Below are 15,769 nucleotides of genomic sequence, written 5' to 3'. Positions count from 1 at the left end.
GTAGGCTGTATTTAAATTTATATGGATGTCCTCTGTATCGGAATTAGATAGATAAAAAAATAAAACATTTCCAAATATAAAGTCTATTGTTACGTCTTACCGATAAAACCTTCAGGTAAATCCATCATGAAAATAGCAACGCTTCTGACTATGGCTCGCCTGTGTTTTTTATTTATCTTGTCTGTCATTTTGCCACTTGCTGGTCACTGTGCTGCTTATAGCGGCCTGGTGAGCTGGATGGGTTGGGGAAGTTCCTCCAAAGCCATTGATGAGGGATGGGCTGAGTCATCGGGGGAGATCAGTAAACTGTCGTTTATAGAGAACAACCCGCCCCTTCTTCTTACTTATGATCGCAAGGCCGTTGGTGAGAACGGTAAAACAGTTTCTGAACTGGAGAACAATCAGTTTTACGTCATCCTCGACAGCCAGCCGGGCGATCAATTTAATTTTTGTTTTCGAACGCCCCCTGCATCATCGGCAGTACATTTTCCCTCTCCCCCGGTATTTAAAAAACCTGTAACGGGTCAGGGGGTGCCGGATATACAAAATGGGAGAATAAGACGGGTTGCATCGACAACCAACAAGGAGCACTGGCAGCACGAATACACGACCAGATGGCGTTTACCGGCGGGTCATCAATCGCTGGTTTTAGCCATTGAAGACAATGATAATGGGTGGGTTATAGAACCAGAATGCAGCGGTATTGTTTCAGAAAGCACTGATTTGCCAACGTCATCGATCAGTAATAGGTCCGCTAATAAAAAAACATCATTTGTCGATATTTTTTACCGCAATAAACAGGCTGAAAAAGATGGGTTCGGTCATTCTGACGACGGCAGCCGTTTTAGTGGGCCTTTTGCGATACCCGGAGCCTCAGGTGCTGCGGATAACAGCAAACCATTCACAAGCTCTGGTGGTGGCGATTTTGGCAGTGACGATGATTTAGGCAATTTATTCAAGAAAAGACCCGGCGGTGGGATGGGCCCCCTTTATTCCTTTGAATGGATGAGTGAGCAGTTCAGCAGCGTGATTCTGCTGCCCGGCACTGACGGCCAAACCGTAAAAAAGCAGATTTGGGATACCCGGATTGTGCTCAAAATCAAGCAGGGTTGGAATGAGCAGGCCATCATTATTTCACAGGCGCTTTGGGACAAAATAAAAGCTGCAAATCTTGAAAGGAGTTCAGGGCTTTTTCTGGCATTGTCCAGACAGCCTGATAACCCCGAAGCTGTATTTGATCATTACCTGAACAGCAACCCGCCACAACCGCTACAAACAGAAGACTATGGTCGTGATGCCCGGCAAGCCTTTATTTTAAGTCCCAAACAATTACGCAGCGTGTCCGTTTTTCCGGGCCACGTCCCTACCGGGATCAGCCATCCTGGAGGAGCCGAAAACAGTCAGGCCGGAAGTCAGGCCGACCTTAATAGGGCCTCACCTGCCAGTGGTCAGTTTCAAAGCGACTCTGGTCGTCAAAATCAAGGTGGTGGTAGTCGAAGAGAGAGTGGGGGAGAGAGTGGGGAAGATGATGATGGGTCAGGTGGATCATCAAACAGTGGGTCATGCCAGAATTGTGGTAAAGCTGTACTTGCTTATAATAAATGCAAAGAATGTCTGTATCGTGAGTCCAGTGTACTTGAGCAGGTACCGACTGAAGAGCAGCCTCCTGCAATAGAACAAGACAGGGAGTTATCTGAATCAGGCACAAAAAGGGCTGATACTTCAGCAATCCATCTATTTAAATGGTTCAAAACGTTGAATTTAAAGGGAAGGGTGAGAGGGGATTGTTTTCGCAATAATAATTATTATAATTTTCCAGCACTTTATAAACTTTTAACTCAAAGTTTTATGTCAGATAAAAATACCCTGAGTAAATTTCATTCGAAATGGGTTCAATTTTCAAATGACAATTTTTCTCTTTACCACCTTATTTTAGAAGTGGGTGAATTGGCACAATCTCAGGGGATTGAGAATTATGTTGAGGTGGAAAGAATTGTTAAAACACTTGCTATTAAAAGGGATGAGTTTGAGCATGGGATTGGCTTGAGGAGATACAGAAACGAATTACTGAACAAATTAAAGAACAGAGGTTTTATTTCTCCTTATGACCAGGATCAAGTTTTTTATTCAAGACCAAGTCACGAACAGAAAGTAGAGTTAATTAATAATATTTATCAGGTATTTAAAGAAACGAGTCTGTCGCTACAAGCTGAACCATTCCCAACGAGATTTATAACAACAGTAATGTTTAATAGCTTTGCCAGAGATGTTTATGATGTATATGGTTTTGGTATACCGGATCCGAAAATGACTAATGAGGAGTTATCACAGATTTTTATGTGGGGCTATGGGATTTCTGGTAAATATTCTTTTATTACTCAAGATAACCAGGAGTTTTTACTTGGACACACGAGTGAACCACTTAATACCCAGTCATTAGCTGTTGCTAAAAATCAAGATGTAGATTTTAGAGACGTTGAAGCTATGTTTACTGCTTTGGTTCTTATAAGGTCAACGCTCGGAATACGCTTAATAGGGATGTTTCCTGATCATGATGATTTTGCTAAAGATGTACCCCTTGAGCAACTTAAGCTTTTACAAACCTTTACTTTTAAAGCCCGTAAACAGCTTGTCAGGTTGCTGAAATCCAAAGGAACAGAAGAAAAAGACAAATTTATACAGAGTATGTTTTTGATCTTTGGTATGGTTCCTAAGGAGCTATCGGATGAACTATTGAACCATGGATCTGTTCCGATGGCGCAAGCCGCTGCACAGGCAGTCGCCCATCTTCCGTATCAGCAATCAGAAACAAGCACGTCACAGTCTGCAACTTTGGAATCTGACTTAGCACAAGAGGAACTCCTTTTCACCGAAGAGCAAACCAGCCCTGAGAATCAGGAGATATTGCAAAATACTCAAGATCCGTCAAATCAGGTAAGGCAAGATCGGAAACGAAGGTTTGATGATGTGGAGCAAAGTGATTGATCGAAATGCTGGCGCAAACCCGTTCCTTCAGGGGCGGGTCTGCGTCAGCAGACGATCGTCTCCCAGTTCATGGTTTCGAACAGATTAGTGCCCATCAGCGGCTGTGAGACCCGTCACTGCGCTCAAAAGACAAACAGTCAAATAAAATTGCAACAATCGCAAAATCAATTACGCTAGACACAAGATAAATCATTATAAAGGTGAATTTATCTTGTGGGTTTCAACTACAAAGCTAGCCAAGATTGAAGGCGTAACCAGCCAAACCATAAGGCGCAAGATCGAAAGCGGTCACTACGAAAAAGTTAAACAAACCAGTGGTGGTCACTTTCGCATATTCATTAACCAGCAAAGGAAGATATGCTACGCAAGAGTCAGTTCTGGAAAGCAAAAATCCAGCATTGAAATGCAAAAGCGTATCTTACTCAAAGAGCACCTTGATGCAGAATTTATCAGCGACATTGCCAGTGCTTTCAACTTTAAGAGAAAAGGACTGCAAACCATTCTGGAATCAGCGGTGTGCGGAAATCCAACCCATATTGTGGTTGCCACAAAAGATCGCCTTGCCCGATCAGGGTTTGAACTCATCAAATGGCTTGTTGAATTATCGGGAGGACACATCGAGGTTTTGGATGACCCGGATAACGCCAGTGAGTCATTCGACACCCAAGAGCTTATCGGTTTCATTACCTCATTCTGCAATAGCCACTACGGGAAGCGATCTGCTAAAAGACGCAAAGATAATAGCGTCAAAAAAGATCAGGTTTTACCCAGAGAATGAGCAAGCCTATCACGATGCCCTGATGCTCTATCGCAGGTCGTACAACCTTGCTGTTGAGCGTTTCCGTAACGATGACTATAAAGATGCCAGCGGAAAACTCATCAACATGCGACCTGCCATTAAAGCTCAAGTGAAGCAAGAGCACAAAGAAAGTGGCAGGGCTTATAACTCGATTGTTTCTGATAACGGAACACTGGAGGCAGCGACTAAATTCAAAGCGGTCTGCGAGCACAACAAGAAGCTCAAGGGAGCTAAAGAGGGCTTTGCAGAAATCCATTTCAAAAGCCGCAAAGGTAGCAGGCACTCATTCTCTATTGACCGTTTCCCAAAGGGATTAAATCCCTGCGTAGACGCTCTTGGCAAGATTCACCTGACAGAAGATGTGCCAGCAGAAGCGATGGGTAAATCTTGTGTCATAACCTACGACAAAGGTCGCTGGTTCGTTCAGGTTCAACAACATATTGAGCTAAATCCCGAAATCCAAGGGAAGGTTAGATGCGTTGGAGTTGACCCCGGAGTTCGCACCTTTGCCACTTGCTACAGCGAAAAAGAGGCGTTGATAGCGGGTGATAACGTTGCAAAAACAAAGCTGTTCCCACTGATGAAACAAGTGGACAGCTTGGTCAGTCAAAAGCAAAAAATCCTGAACACGCAGAAGGGCGTTGAGTTCCCCGATATGCCCCAGTGGGCAAGAGATCGGATTACTCATTTCAACAGGGAAATTGACCGGCTGAAATGCAAAAAGGATGACATTGTTCTTGATCTGCATAACCGGCTGGCGTTCGAGCTGGTGTCGAACTACGACGTTGTATTTTTGCCAACCTTTGAGACAAGAGGTATGGTCACACGCAAAAATAAGAAGGTTCGCACCATACGCCGTAACACCTGCCGCCAGATGCTTGACCTCAACCACTACCAATTCAAAAAGCGGCTTAAGTGGTACGCAAAAAAGTATGGAAAGCATGTGGTTGATTGCAACGAAGCCTATACATCCAAGACTCGATCATGGAACGGGACCATTGACGAAAAATTAGGTTCTTCCAAAGTTATTAAGGGAGAAGGTTTCACCGTTGATCGTGACATCAACGGTGCCAGAAATGTCTTTCTTAAGTGTTTGACAAGGTAGCTTGAGCCTTAGCCATAACAGCGAGTGTTGCGCTCGTTGCGGTTTTAATCAAGAGCTAAGACCACTGAGTATCCGCTGAAGTCGAGAGCTACCTTCTGAGCTGTATTTTAAATTTATATGGATGTCCTCTGTATCTTTCAAGATCCCTGGACATGTTCACTGAAAACTTTGGGGCGGTGAAAATACAGGCCAAAGGACTGGTGCAGAGTCTGGAAGACTGGCACTTGATGAATTAGAAGCTGGTGCAGCCTGATCCTCCTGATCCATGGAAAATGTCACTTCACCTGTTGCACCATGAACCGTTATTAAAGAAATAATCCCATTTGAATCATGTTGGTAACTTGAGATCACTCCGCAAGGATTCGGGTCGTTATCAGGGTCTTTCTGTGTAAACGTATTAGTGATCGGGTTATAGACGACCTCCTGTCCATTCCCCAGAGGTATGATTTCAAAGTTGTGACTTCCAGGTGGTGTTACAAAAGCCGAAAACACAGAGTTTAAACTGAGCAGCCCACTATTATGATTCTGCCCTTCGGCCAACAGGTTTAATAACTGTTCAAACTGCTGGCCAAAAGTGAAAAGTGAAGCTGTTACCGGCTCGCCATGAGCATCGCTCAGGGCAGCTGCATTCAGGGCACCAAGACTCTCCAGATGCCCGGCAGCAATCGTTGTAATATCTGCAAGGCTATTGTCTTCTTCATAGGTTGAAGTTTGTTGAGGCAAAGGTAGCGCACAAAACCCTTCGTAAGGGGTAGAGAAATAGACTTCTGCTCCGCCAATAATAACGCCTGCTTCTTTATTATGGTCTGTCTCTGAGAAGCGGATTGTTCGACCCAGAAAGTCGTAACGGACTGAGCCTGAGTAATCGCCAGTTTCTTCCAGGGTTATTGTCATTTCATTATTCTGTACTGGCGAAGCTGAGGCTGTATAAGATCCTGAAAGAAGTGATTGCCAATGGTACAAAATCTGATGCAAACCCGGCATCTGCGCAGACATCATCAACGATAAAATGTCCACTTCACCAGAGTCTTGTGTTGGGGATAAAGGTATCATTTGAACATGTAGTGAGACCTGGCCTTCGCTGTTAGTAAACCGTCGCATAGAACCTATCTTCTGGCCGTTGACGGAAATTGTATAGCCAGTTGCGAAAGAAATGGCTTTTGCGTGCTGTATAGCGAAGATTATTAAGATGAAAAAAATAAAATAGCTTTTAGATACTCTATACATGTGAAGTCATCTGAATAGTTATACATGGGAGTAAAACTATAGCTTTGCGGTAAGGCCTGCGCACAAAACCTGGGAAAATTTCAGCAAAAATCTAAACCGCGCCAATCTAGTGCAGCCAAGCTCTGATATCCGTACACCCCTCGTTCTCACTATTAATGGCACCCAAACTCCGTTCACCCTGAGCGGAGTCGAAGGGTGCTCAGGATGAACGTGGATTGTTTACATCAAACTCATTGAAATGATGTACCAGTTTGTTAGGTGAGATCGGGATAGGGCGTAGCCTCACAGCTACGCTCCTCCCACAACACCCAGCATACGGGTCCGTACTGGGCGTTTCGGTCAGTTAAGCAGCCAATAATCTAATCAAACCTAATTCATCGAACCAACTATTCGGCAATGCTAAGTGCAGCGCAGGACTCCGGCTTATCCGCCAGTACCCTTTGCTCGATCCTACTGTCTGCCTCGTCAGCTCTTCACTGACTCCTCGCCTTCTTAGCTCCGCATATCGCTTCGGACTTTTCTTCCATTGATACCAGAGCAAACTTCTCAATCGTCGCCTGATCCAGCAGTCAAAGTTTTCAAACTCCGAACGGGTTTCAACTTCTCGAAAGTAGTTCTTCCAGCCCCGTAAATAGCGATTCAGAGACTCCAATCTCTGCTCCAGTGACCGCCCGCCTTTGCGGGTTAGTTGTTTGACCTTGTCCCTGAACCGCTTGCAGGTTTTATCTGCCAGCTTCTTCCTGCCATCTCTGGTAAAGCTGTATCCCAGGAACGCCCGCCTCCATGCCTTGTCAACTGCACTTTTCGCAACGTTGACTTTCAGCTTCAGCTTACTTTCGATGTAACGAGTCAAACTTGCCATCACTCTCTCGCCTGCTTTCTTGCTTCGCACAAACACCCGACAGTCATCAGCGTAACGTACAAATCGTAAATCACGCTTTTCTAACTCTTTATCGAGTTCATCCAGTACGATGTTAGACAACACAGGTGAGAGCGGCCCTCCCTGAGGCACTCCTTCCGTCTGCGGTTTTACCAGCCCGTTCTCCATCACTCCGGACTGTAGGAATCGTCGAATTAAACGTAATACATCCTTGTCATCTGTGTGAACTGCCAGTTTTGCCATCAGTCGATCATGGTTAACCCGATCGAAGAATTTCGACAGGTCAATGTCCACAACCCAGTTATATCCTTCTCGGATATACGACTGAGCCTGATTAATCGCCTGATGAGCTGACCGGTTCGGCCTGAACCCGTAACTGAAAGATGAGAACCTTAGTTCCCACTCGGCCTGCAATACTTGCTGTATCGCTTGCTGCACCATTCGGTCTAAGGCGATTGGTATACCCAACTGCCTTTCTCCTCCGTCCGGTTTGGGAATCAGTACTCGCCTTACGGGAGCAGGACGCCATTCTCCCTGCAAAAGACATTGTCGCAGTTCATGACCATGTTCTTGTAGATGGGTGTACAACCCTTCCACTGTCATACGGTCGATCCCTGCTGCGCCTTTATTGCGTTTAACTCGCTGAAAGGCTCTTGTTAAATTATTGGGGTTGGCGATACGCTCCATCAGTCTAGTACCACCCGCCGGGCTTTCGTAATCCTGTGATACCGACACGACCTCAGCTCTCATAGCCTTGCAGCCTCCGGTTCCGCCGTGACCACTTGGCATGAGTTCCAGTGTTTGCTGGATTTGTCTGCGTCCAGTGTATCGAATAACAGAAACTACTCACCACTCTGTACCGTTCAGGCCTTCACTGACATACGCCAGCTACTATGCCATCTGCTGACTTCTGTGTGGCGGTCAAGTCACCTTACGATGACCTCAGTCCGAAATATCAGACACCACACAGACCTCCCGAGGTAAGTCACACCGCCTTCGCCGCACAACCGCCAGATCTACTGCCTGAATGTCCGGATGAGTATGGACTTCGTCATCATACGCTGACTCGTCCTCACGCAAACAGCCTCATATCTGATTTCTGTTCGTCGGCTCGCGGTTTTGCTCCACACTGCCTTCAGCCTGCACCTCACGATACAAACCTTGTGCTTCACTAGTCCTTCGCCCTCATCTGGCTGGACAGGGGACTTTCACCCCCAAGCTGTGTGACATGCTCGGCACACGTATGCATTCCCACGCGAAGCGTGGGAACGAGGGGGTGTAGGGGAGTCAGAAGCTAATATCTACATACCAGAAACCACAAAGCCATTAATCGTGAACTACTCGCTAAAAATGATCCACCTCCCGAATTTTGTCTAACCTGATTTCCAAATAAACATTTCAACGACTGGGAAGCCAGACCTTGCTATCCAAAAAACCATTGATTTTGATTTTGCCCATCGCCTTTTTTGCGCATTGCTCTAAAGGCCAAACTCAGGAAAACAGTATGCCTTTGCTTTTCGCCCTGGCTGTTGGCAAGGCGCAAAGAAATAACCAGCAAAGTGAACTCATTGCAACAGCCAAACAAAGGGGGAGTCTAATGCTCTCTTGCTTTAGAGGCTGGCTTTAGGAACCAGAAGAAGAGGGCATTGAATGGTGCGTCATAGCTAAGACTTACAGTCGGGCAGCCTCTGATAATGGTTCTAACAGTGAAGACAGCAGCACCTCTGATGAAAGCAGCGACAACCGTTTAAACGAAGATGAAGACGAAGCTAATGCCGAATCAGATATTCGATATGAAACCACAACACTTAACCCTTTTCGGGTAGCCAATGAAATCAGTGAGTATTGTGCGGCTCCGGCACTGAAAAACATTAAGCAGGAACCCGTTTCAGACAGTGAAATAGCCACTAACGGTACCTCTGATGAAAGCATCGACATCTGTTCAAACGAAGATGAATCTGATGCTCAGTATGTAACCACGACACTCAATCCCTTTCGAGTATCAAATGAAATCAGTCAGTATGATGCGACTCTGGAGCTGAAAAAGATTAAGCAGGAGCCCGTTTCAGACCGTGAAATACCCTCTTACAGCACCGACGACCAGAGAATCAAGCTTCACCGGTGTGACCATGAGGGCTGAACTACAGCTCCAATCAGGAAGGCAATCTGAAAAGGCACAAACAGACCCATCTGCCTGCCGACCAGAGACCCAAAAGGAAAGCGCATGACCAGCTGCCATCTAACGTGAAAAGAAAGAAGGGGGATGAAGTGTTATCCGGTATCCGGAATTAGATAGATAAAAAGAAATAAAACATTTCCAAATATAAGGTCTATTGTTACGTCTTACTGATAAAACCTTCAGGTAAATCCATCATGAAAATAGCAATGCTTCTGACTATGGCTCGCCTGTGTTTTTTATTTATCTTGTCTGTCATTTTGCCACTTGCTGGTCACTGTGCTGCTTATAGCGGCCTGTTGAGCTGGATGGGTTGGGGAAGTTCCTCCAAAGCCATTGATGAGGGATGGGCTGAGTCATCGGGGGAGATCAGCAAACTGTCGTTTATAGAGAACAACCCGCCCCTTCTTTTTACTTATGATCGCAAGGCCGTTGGTGAGAACGGTAAAACAGTTTCTGAACTGGAGAACAATCAGTTTTACGTCATCCTCGACAGCCAGCCGGGCGATCAATTTAATTTTTGTTTTCGAACGCCCCCTGCATCGTCGGCAGTACATTTTCCCTCTCCCCCGGTATTTAAAAAGCCTGTAACGGGTCAGGGGGTGCCGGATATACAAAATGGGAGAATAAGACGGGTTGCATCGACACCCAACAAGGAGCGCTGGCAGCACGAATACACGACCAGATGGCGTTTACCGGCGGGTCATCAATCGCTGGTTTTAGCCATTGAAGACAATGATAATGGGTGGGTTATAGAACCGGAATGCAGCGGTATTGTTTCAGAAAGCACTGATTTGCCATCGTCATCGAGCAGTAATAGGTCCGCTAATAAAAAAACATCATTTGTCGATATTTTTTACCGCAATAAACAGGCTGAAAAAGATGGGTTCGGTCATTCTGACGACGGCAGCCGTTTTAGTGCGCCTTTTGCGATACCCGGAGCCTCAGGTGCTGCGGATAACAGTAAACCATTCACAAGCTCTGGTGGTGGCGATTTTGGCAGTGACGATGATTTAGGCAATTTATTCAAGAAAAGACCCGGCGGTGGGATGGGCCCCCTTTATTCCTTTGAATGGATGAGTGAGCAGTTCAGCAGCGTGATTCTGCTGCCCGGCACTGACGGCCAAACCGTAAAAAAGCAGATTTGGGATACCCGGATTGTGCTCAAAATCAAGCAGGGTTGGAATGAGCAGGCCATCATTATTTCGCAGGCGCTTTGGGACAAAATAAAAGCTGCAAACCTTGAAAGGAGTTCAGGGCTTTTTCTGGCATTGTCCAGACAGCCTGATAATCCCGAAGCTGTATTTGATCATTACCTGAACAGCAACCCGCCACAACCGCTACAAACAGAAGACTATGGTCGTGATGCCCAGCAAGCCTTTATTTTAAGTCCCAAACAATTACGCAGCGTGTCCGTTTTTCCGGGCCACGTCCCTACCGGGATCAGCCATCCTGGAGGAGCCGAAAACAGTCAGGCCGGAAGTCAGGCCGCCCCTAATAGGGCCTCACCTGCCAGTGGTCAGTTTCAAAGCGACTCTGGTCGTCAAAATCAAGGTGGTGGTAGTCGAAGAGAGTGTGGGGGAGAGAGTGGGGAAGATGATGATGGGTCAGGTGGATCATCAAACAGTGGGTCATGCCAGAATTGTGGTAAAGCTGTACTTGCTTATAATAAATGCAAAGAATGTCTGTATCGTGAGTCCAGTGTACTTGAGCAGGTACCAACTGAAGAGCAGCCTCCTGCAATAGAACAAGACAGGGAGTTATCTGAATCAGGCACAAAAAGGGCTGGTACTTCAGCAATCCATCTATTTAAATGGTTCAAAACGTTGGATTTCATGGGAAGGGTGAAAGGGGATTGTTTTCGCATTAATGATTATTATAATTTTCCAGCACTTTATAAACTTTTAACTCAAAGTTTTATGTCAGATAAAAATACCCTAAGTAAATTTCATTCGAAATGGGTTAAATTTTTAAATGACAGCATGCCTCTTTACTACCTTATTTTAGAAGTGGGTGAATTAGCACAATCCCAGGGGATTGAGAATTATGTTGAGGTGGAAAGAATTGTTAAAACACTGGCTATTAAAAGGGATGAGTTTGAGAATAGGACTGCCTTGATAAGATTCAGAAACGACTTACTGAATAACTTAAAGAGTGAAGGTTTTATTTCTCCTTATGACTCGGATCAAGTCTTTTATTCAGGACCAAGTCCTGAACAGAAAGTAGAGTTAATTAATTATATTTATCAGATATTTAAAGAAACGAGTCTGTCGCTACAAGCTGAACTATTCCCAACGAGATTTATAACAACAGTAATGTTTAATAAATTTGCCAGAGATGTTTATGATAAATATGGTTTTGGTATACCGGATCCGAAAATGAGTAATGAGGAGCTATCACAGGTTTTTATGTGGGGCTGTGGGATTTCTAGTAAATATTCTTTTATTACTCAAGATAACCAGGAGTTTTTACTTGGACACACGAGTGAACCACTTAATACCCAGTCATTAGCTGTTGCTAAAAATCAAGATGTAGATTTTAGAGATGTTGAAGCTATGTTTACTGCTTTGGTTCTTATAAGGTCAATGCTCGGAATACGCTTAAGAGGGATGTTTCCTGATCATGGCGATTTTGCTAAAGATGTACCCCTTGAGCAGCTTGAGCTTTTACAAACCTTTACTTTTAAAGCCCGTGAACAGCTTTTCAGGTTGCTGAAATCCAAAGGAACAGAAGAAAAAGACAAATTTATACAGAGTATGTTTTTGATCTTTGGTATGATTCCTAAGGAGCTATCGGATGAACTATTGAACCATGGATCTGTTCCGATGGCGCAAGCCGCTGCACAGGCAGTCGCCCATCTTCCGTATCAGCAATCAGAAACAAGCACGTCACAGTCTGCAACTTTGGAATCTGACTTAGCACAAGAGGAACTCCTTTTCACCGAAGAGCAAACCAGCCCTGATAACCAGGAGATATTGCAAAATACTCAAGATCCGTCAAATCAGGTAAGGCAAGACCGGAAACGAAGGTTTGATGATATGGAGGAAAGTGATTGATTTGTTGAGCCAGTATCCATGGAAGGTAGTCTCGACCTACGCCTGAACCACAACCTTCAGACTGTAAAGACTCAATCTCTTCCTCATTGAAGCAGTATTTGCGCTTTACCATATCAGAGGCTCCGGTGTATGGCCTGAAATAAACCATACACCTTGCCTCTGTCGTTTTTAAACCAAACTCACTCCACCGTCACCGACTTAGCCAAATTACGAGGCTGATCAACATCCGTCCCCTTAATAATGGCTACGTAGTAAGACAAAAGCTGCAAAGGCACGGTATAGAGAATAGGCGCAACCACTTCCGGCACAGTCTCTACTGGCAATATCTTAATGCCGTCGCCTGCCACCAGACGGGCATGGCGGTCTGCGAAAACAAACAGATGCCCCCCTCTGGCCCGTACTTCTTCCATGTTGGATTTCAGTTTTTCCAACAGGTCGTTGTTGGGGGCCACTACGATCACGGGCATATCGTTGTCAATCAGAGCCAGTGGGCCGTGCTTCAATTCACCGGCAGCGTAGGCTTCTGCGTGAATATAGGAGATTTCCTTGAGCTTCAGCGCACCTTCCATGGCAATCGGGTATTGAGTACCGCGACCGAGGAAAAGGCAGTGGTGCTTGTCGGCAAAATCTTCTGCAACCACTTCAATCTCACTGCTCATTTCCAGCGTACTGCTGATGATATGGGGCAGTTCTCTCAGGGCTTTAACCACGTCGGCTTCCTGCTCTTCGGTCATTCCGGTGTGACGGCCAATGGCCGTTACCAGCATCAGCAGAGCGGCCAGCTGAGTCGTGAAGGCTTTGGTTGAGGCAACACCGATCTCGGCTCCGGCCCGGGTCATCAAAGCAATATCAGACTCACGAACCATGGAAGAGCCCGGAACATTACAAATGCTCAGGGAAGCCATGTAACCCATCTCTTTAGCCAGCTTCAGAGCGGCCAGGGTGTCCGCCGTTTCTCCTGACTGGGAAAGAGTGACGAACAGACAGTCCTCCGGCACAAAGAATTTGCGATAGCGAAACTCTGAGGCAATTTCTATACGACAGGGGATTCCTGCCAGCTCTTCAAACCAGTAACGGGCCACCATACCGGCATGATAACTGGTACCGCAGGCAACAATCTGAACCGCTTTGGTTTTATTGAGTAGCTCAATACCGTTTTTACCCAGGATATCCAGGTTCAGCTTTGTCTCACCCAGTCGGCCTTCGAGGGTATTGGCAATGGCATCGGGCTGCTCATGAATTTCTTTGAGCATGTAGTGGCGGTATGGGCCTTTGTCACCCGCATCGTGCTCAATATCACTTTCGCCCGCTGCACGGGTAACGCTTTTGCCGTCGATATCATAGACAGACACTGTCGTCCGGGTCACTTCCGCCACATCACCTTCTTCCAGAAACATAAAGCGACGGGTGACTGGAAACAACGCCAACTGATCAGAAGCAATAAAGTTTTCATCTAATCCCAGACCAATGACCAGCGGACTGCCAGAACGGGCCACCACCAGACGCTCGGGATCTCTGCGATCCATAACGACCATGCCATAGGCCCCTTCTAACTGACGCACAGCGGCTTGAACGGCAGCGATCAGGCTGTCATAACTTTTCAGTTCGTGGTTGATCAGGTGAGCAATGACTTCTGTGTCTGTGTCAGAAGTAAAGGTGTAATCTGCCTGCTCCAGATAATTTCTCAGGCGTTCGTGGTTCTCGATAATGCCGTTATGAACCACGGCAATATCTTCACCGGAGATGTGGGGGTGAGCGTTACGTTCGTTGGGCTCACCATGAGTCGCCCAGCGAGTATGGGCAATACCGGTGCCACCAGGAACCGGAGATTCATTGATCGCTTCGCTCAATTCGGAAACCTTTCCGGTTCTGCGAAGTCGTTGCAGTTCGCCATTGCCATCAACGATGGCAACGCCTGCGGAGTCATAGCCGCGATACTCCAGACGACGCAAACCTTCTAACAGAATGGGCGCTACATCCCTTTGTGCCACAGCACCGACAATGCCACACATAATTTTCTACCTTTGCTTTGTGTTCTGCCTGATATTCAATTCTTTTTGCTGGGACGCTGCCAGCCGTCAATATTTTTCTGACGACTGCGGGCCACACCCAGCTGGCCTTCGCCCAGGTTTTGGGTAATTACTGAACCCGCTGCCGTGGTCGCACCTTTACCGACAGTGACCGGTGCAACCAGTGAACTGTTGGTACCGATGAAGGCGTTATTTTCAATCACGGTTTTGTGCTTGTTCACTCCATCATAGTTACAGGTCACAGTACCCGCTCCAACATTAACACCGGTACCTATTTCAGCGTCGCCTATATAGGTCAGATGGTTGACCTTGCTGCCCTGGCCAATGACTGCCTTTTTGATTTCAACAAAGTTACCCACCTTGGCATTTTCTGCCATTTGAGTACCCGGACGCAGTCGTGCAAATGGACCCACTTCACAGTTCGCAGCAACGTCTGCCTCTTCAAGAATCGAGTGCGCTTTGATCACAGCCCCTTCGCCGATTTTGGAATTGCGAATGATGCAGCCAGCCTCAATGACCACGTTGTCAGCAATCTCGACATGGCCTTCGAGGATCACGTTGACATCCAGCAGGATATCCTTGCCGGTGTTAATATCACCACGAATATCAAGACGGGCAGGGTCAATAATGGTGACACCGCTGGTCATCATGGCGGTCGCCAGCTGTTGCTGGAAAGCCCGCTCCAATTCTGTCAGCTGAACCCGGCTGTTGACGCCCTCCACTTCGGTCGCTTTCTGTGGTTGAACATGCACGACCGGAGTCTTTTCGGACACCGCTTTAGACACGACATCCGTCAGATAATATTCCTGCTGGGCATTGTTGTTATCCAGCCCCATGACCCAGTCTCCCAGCTTGCCACCGGGAATGGCCATAATACCGGTGTTGACCTCGTTGATAGCCAGTTGTTCAGGCGTCGCATCTTTATCTTCAACAATGGCCTGCACATTGCCAACATCATCCCGGACAATACGACCATAACCTGATGGATTAGCGAGATTGATGGTTAACAGACCCAGTCGTTCACCGTTACTGGCTGCCAGCAGGGATTGCAGGGTAGAAGTGTGTATCAGCGGCACATCGCCGTAGAGTACCAGCACGACATCGGCCTCTTTGCAGCCAGGTACCGCCTGCTGCACCGCATGGCCTGTCCCCAGCTGCTCCGTCTGTTCAACCCAGTTCAGGTCGTAGTGTCCCAGGGCACTTTTTACCTTGTCCGCACCGTGACCAATGACAACATGAATGTCACCTTCGCCAATCACCTTCTGGGTTTGCAGGGCACTGAGAATGACGTGCTCCAACATGGGTTTACCGGCAATGGGATGGAGGACTTTGGGCAGGTTGGATTTCATACGACTGCCTTGACCGGCAGCAAGAATGACGATATCAGCTCTCATGGTTTTCTCTTAATAATTCGGTTTTTCTGTGTCGCCTGACGGGAAAAAAGACAGTACAGACCAGACAAATAACAGCAGGAGGTATCAGAAACCGGTGTCGCTTTCCTAACGACTCAT

The 15,769-nt window shown here is 46.6% G+C and carries 9 protein-coding genes; 5 read left to right on the top strand and 4 right to left on the bottom strand.

Annotated features, from left to right (window positions below; genetic code table 11):
- Positions 1 to 126 precede the first annotated feature (126 nt).
- The 3 genes from K7B67_RS22145 to K7B67_RS22135 all read left to right on the top strand — a co-directional run bounded on the left by K7B67_RS22145 (position 127) and on the right by K7B67_RS22135 (position 4,889).
- On the top strand, positions 127 to 2,985 hold the full coding sequence (locus tag K7B67_RS22145) for a hypothetical protein (protein WP_252178008.1): 2,859 nt from the start codon (positions 127 to 129) through the stop codon (positions 2,983 to 2,985).
- 211 nt (positions 2,986 to 3,196) lie between these two features.
- Positions 3,197 to 3,763, top strand: coding sequence for a recombinase family protein (locus tag K7B67_RS22140; protein ID WP_252178007.1), 567 nt, complete (start codon positions 3,197 to 3,199; stop codon positions 3,761 to 3,763).
- A gap of 22 nt (positions 3,764 to 3,785) precedes the next feature.
- Positions 3,786 to 4,889: an RNA-guided endonuclease TnpB family protein gene (locus K7B67_RS22135; protein WP_252176943.1), complete on the top strand. Its 1,104-nt coding sequence runs from the start codon at positions 3,786 to 3,788 to the stop codon at positions 4,887 to 4,889.
- A gap of 156 nt (positions 4,890 to 5,045) precedes the next feature.
- Here the strand turns inward: K7B67_RS22135 and K7B67_RS22130 are convergent, their stop codons facing one another.
- The gene (locus K7B67_RS22130) at positions 5,046 to 6,116 is read right to left on the bottom strand and encodes a hypothetical protein (RefSeq protein WP_252178006.1); all 1,071 of its coding nucleotides are present in this window, start codon (positions 6,114 to 6,116) and stop codon (positions 5,046 to 5,048) included.
- 343 nt (positions 6,117 to 6,459) lie between these two features.
- Complete coding sequence (gene ltrA, locus K7B67_RS22125; protein ID WP_252176896.1) at positions 6,460 to 7,785, bottom strand: group II intron reverse transcriptase/maturase; 1,326 nt, start codon at positions 7,783 to 7,785, stop codon at positions 6,460 to 6,462.
- Between the two features lie 631 nt (positions 7,786 to 8,416).
- On the opposite strand from ltrA, the gene K7B67_RS22120 reads away from it, so the two are divergent.
- Positions 8,417 to 8,623: a hypothetical protein gene (locus K7B67_RS22120; protein ID WP_252178005.1), complete on the top strand. Its 207-nt coding sequence runs from the start codon at positions 8,417 to 8,419 to the stop codon at positions 8,621 to 8,623.
- A gap of 746 nt (positions 8,624 to 9,369) precedes the next feature.
- Complete coding sequence (locus tag K7B67_RS22115) at positions 9,370 to 12,228, top strand: hypothetical protein (RefSeq protein ID WP_252178004.1); 2,859 nt, start codon at positions 9,370 to 9,372, stop codon at positions 12,226 to 12,228.
- Positions 12,229 to 12,407: 179 nt separating this feature from the next.
- Here K7B67_RS22115 and glmS read toward each other — a convergent pair whose 3' ends face one another.
- Together glmS and glmU are read right to left on the bottom strand one after the other, a co-directional pair.
- Positions 12,408 to 14,240, bottom strand: a complete 1,833-nt coding sequence (glmS, locus tag K7B67_RS22110; RefSeq protein WP_252178003.1) for a glutamine--fructose-6-phosphate transaminase (isomerizing) — start codon at positions 14,238 to 14,240, stop codon at positions 12,408 to 12,410.
- Positions 14,241 to 14,275: 35 nt separating this feature from the next.
- Positions 14,276 to 15,652, bottom strand: a complete 1,377-nt coding sequence (gene glmU, locus K7B67_RS22105; RefSeq protein ID WP_252178002.1) for a bifunctional UDP-N-acetylglucosamine diphosphorylase/glucosamine-1-phosphate N-acetyltransferase GlmU — start codon at positions 15,650 to 15,652, stop codon at positions 14,276 to 14,278.
- Positions 15,653 to 15,769 lie beyond the last annotated feature (117 nt).

Source organism: Endozoicomonas sp. 4G, assembly GCF_023822025.1.
Lineage (GTDB): Bacteria > Pseudomonadota > Gammaproteobacteria > Pseudomonadales > Endozoicomonadaceae > Endozoicomonas_A.
Note: the sequence above shows the minus strand (reverse complement) of the source record. Positions and strands in the feature narration are given on the sequence as shown.

Coding starts and splice junctions, on each gene's coding strand:
- K7B67_RS22145 (WP_252178008.1), top strand. CDS start 127: ATGAAAATAGCAACGCTTCTGACTATGGCTCGCCTGTGTTTTTTATTT.
- K7B67_RS22135 (WP_252176943.1), top strand. CDS start 3,786: ATGCTCTATCGCAGGTCGTACAACCTTGCTGTTGAGCGTTTCCGTAAC.
- K7B67_RS22130 (WP_252178006.1), bottom strand. CDS start 6,116: ATGTATAGAGTATCTAAAAGCTATTTTATTTTTTTCATCTTAATAATC.
- ltrA (WP_252176896.1), bottom strand. CDS start 7,785: ATGCCAAGTGGTCACGGCGGAACCGGAGGCTGCAAGGCTATGAGAGCT.
- K7B67_RS22115 (WP_252178004.1), top strand. CDS start 9,370: ATGAAAATAGCAATGCTTCTGACTATGGCTCGCCTGTGTTTTTTATTT.
- glmS (WP_252178003.1), bottom strand. CDS start 14,240: ATGTGTGGCATTGTCGGTGCTGTGGCACAAAGGGATGTAGCGCCCATT.
- glmU (WP_252178002.1), bottom strand. CDS start 15,652: ATGAGAGCTGATATCGTCATTCTTGCTGCCGGTCAAGGCAGTCGTATG.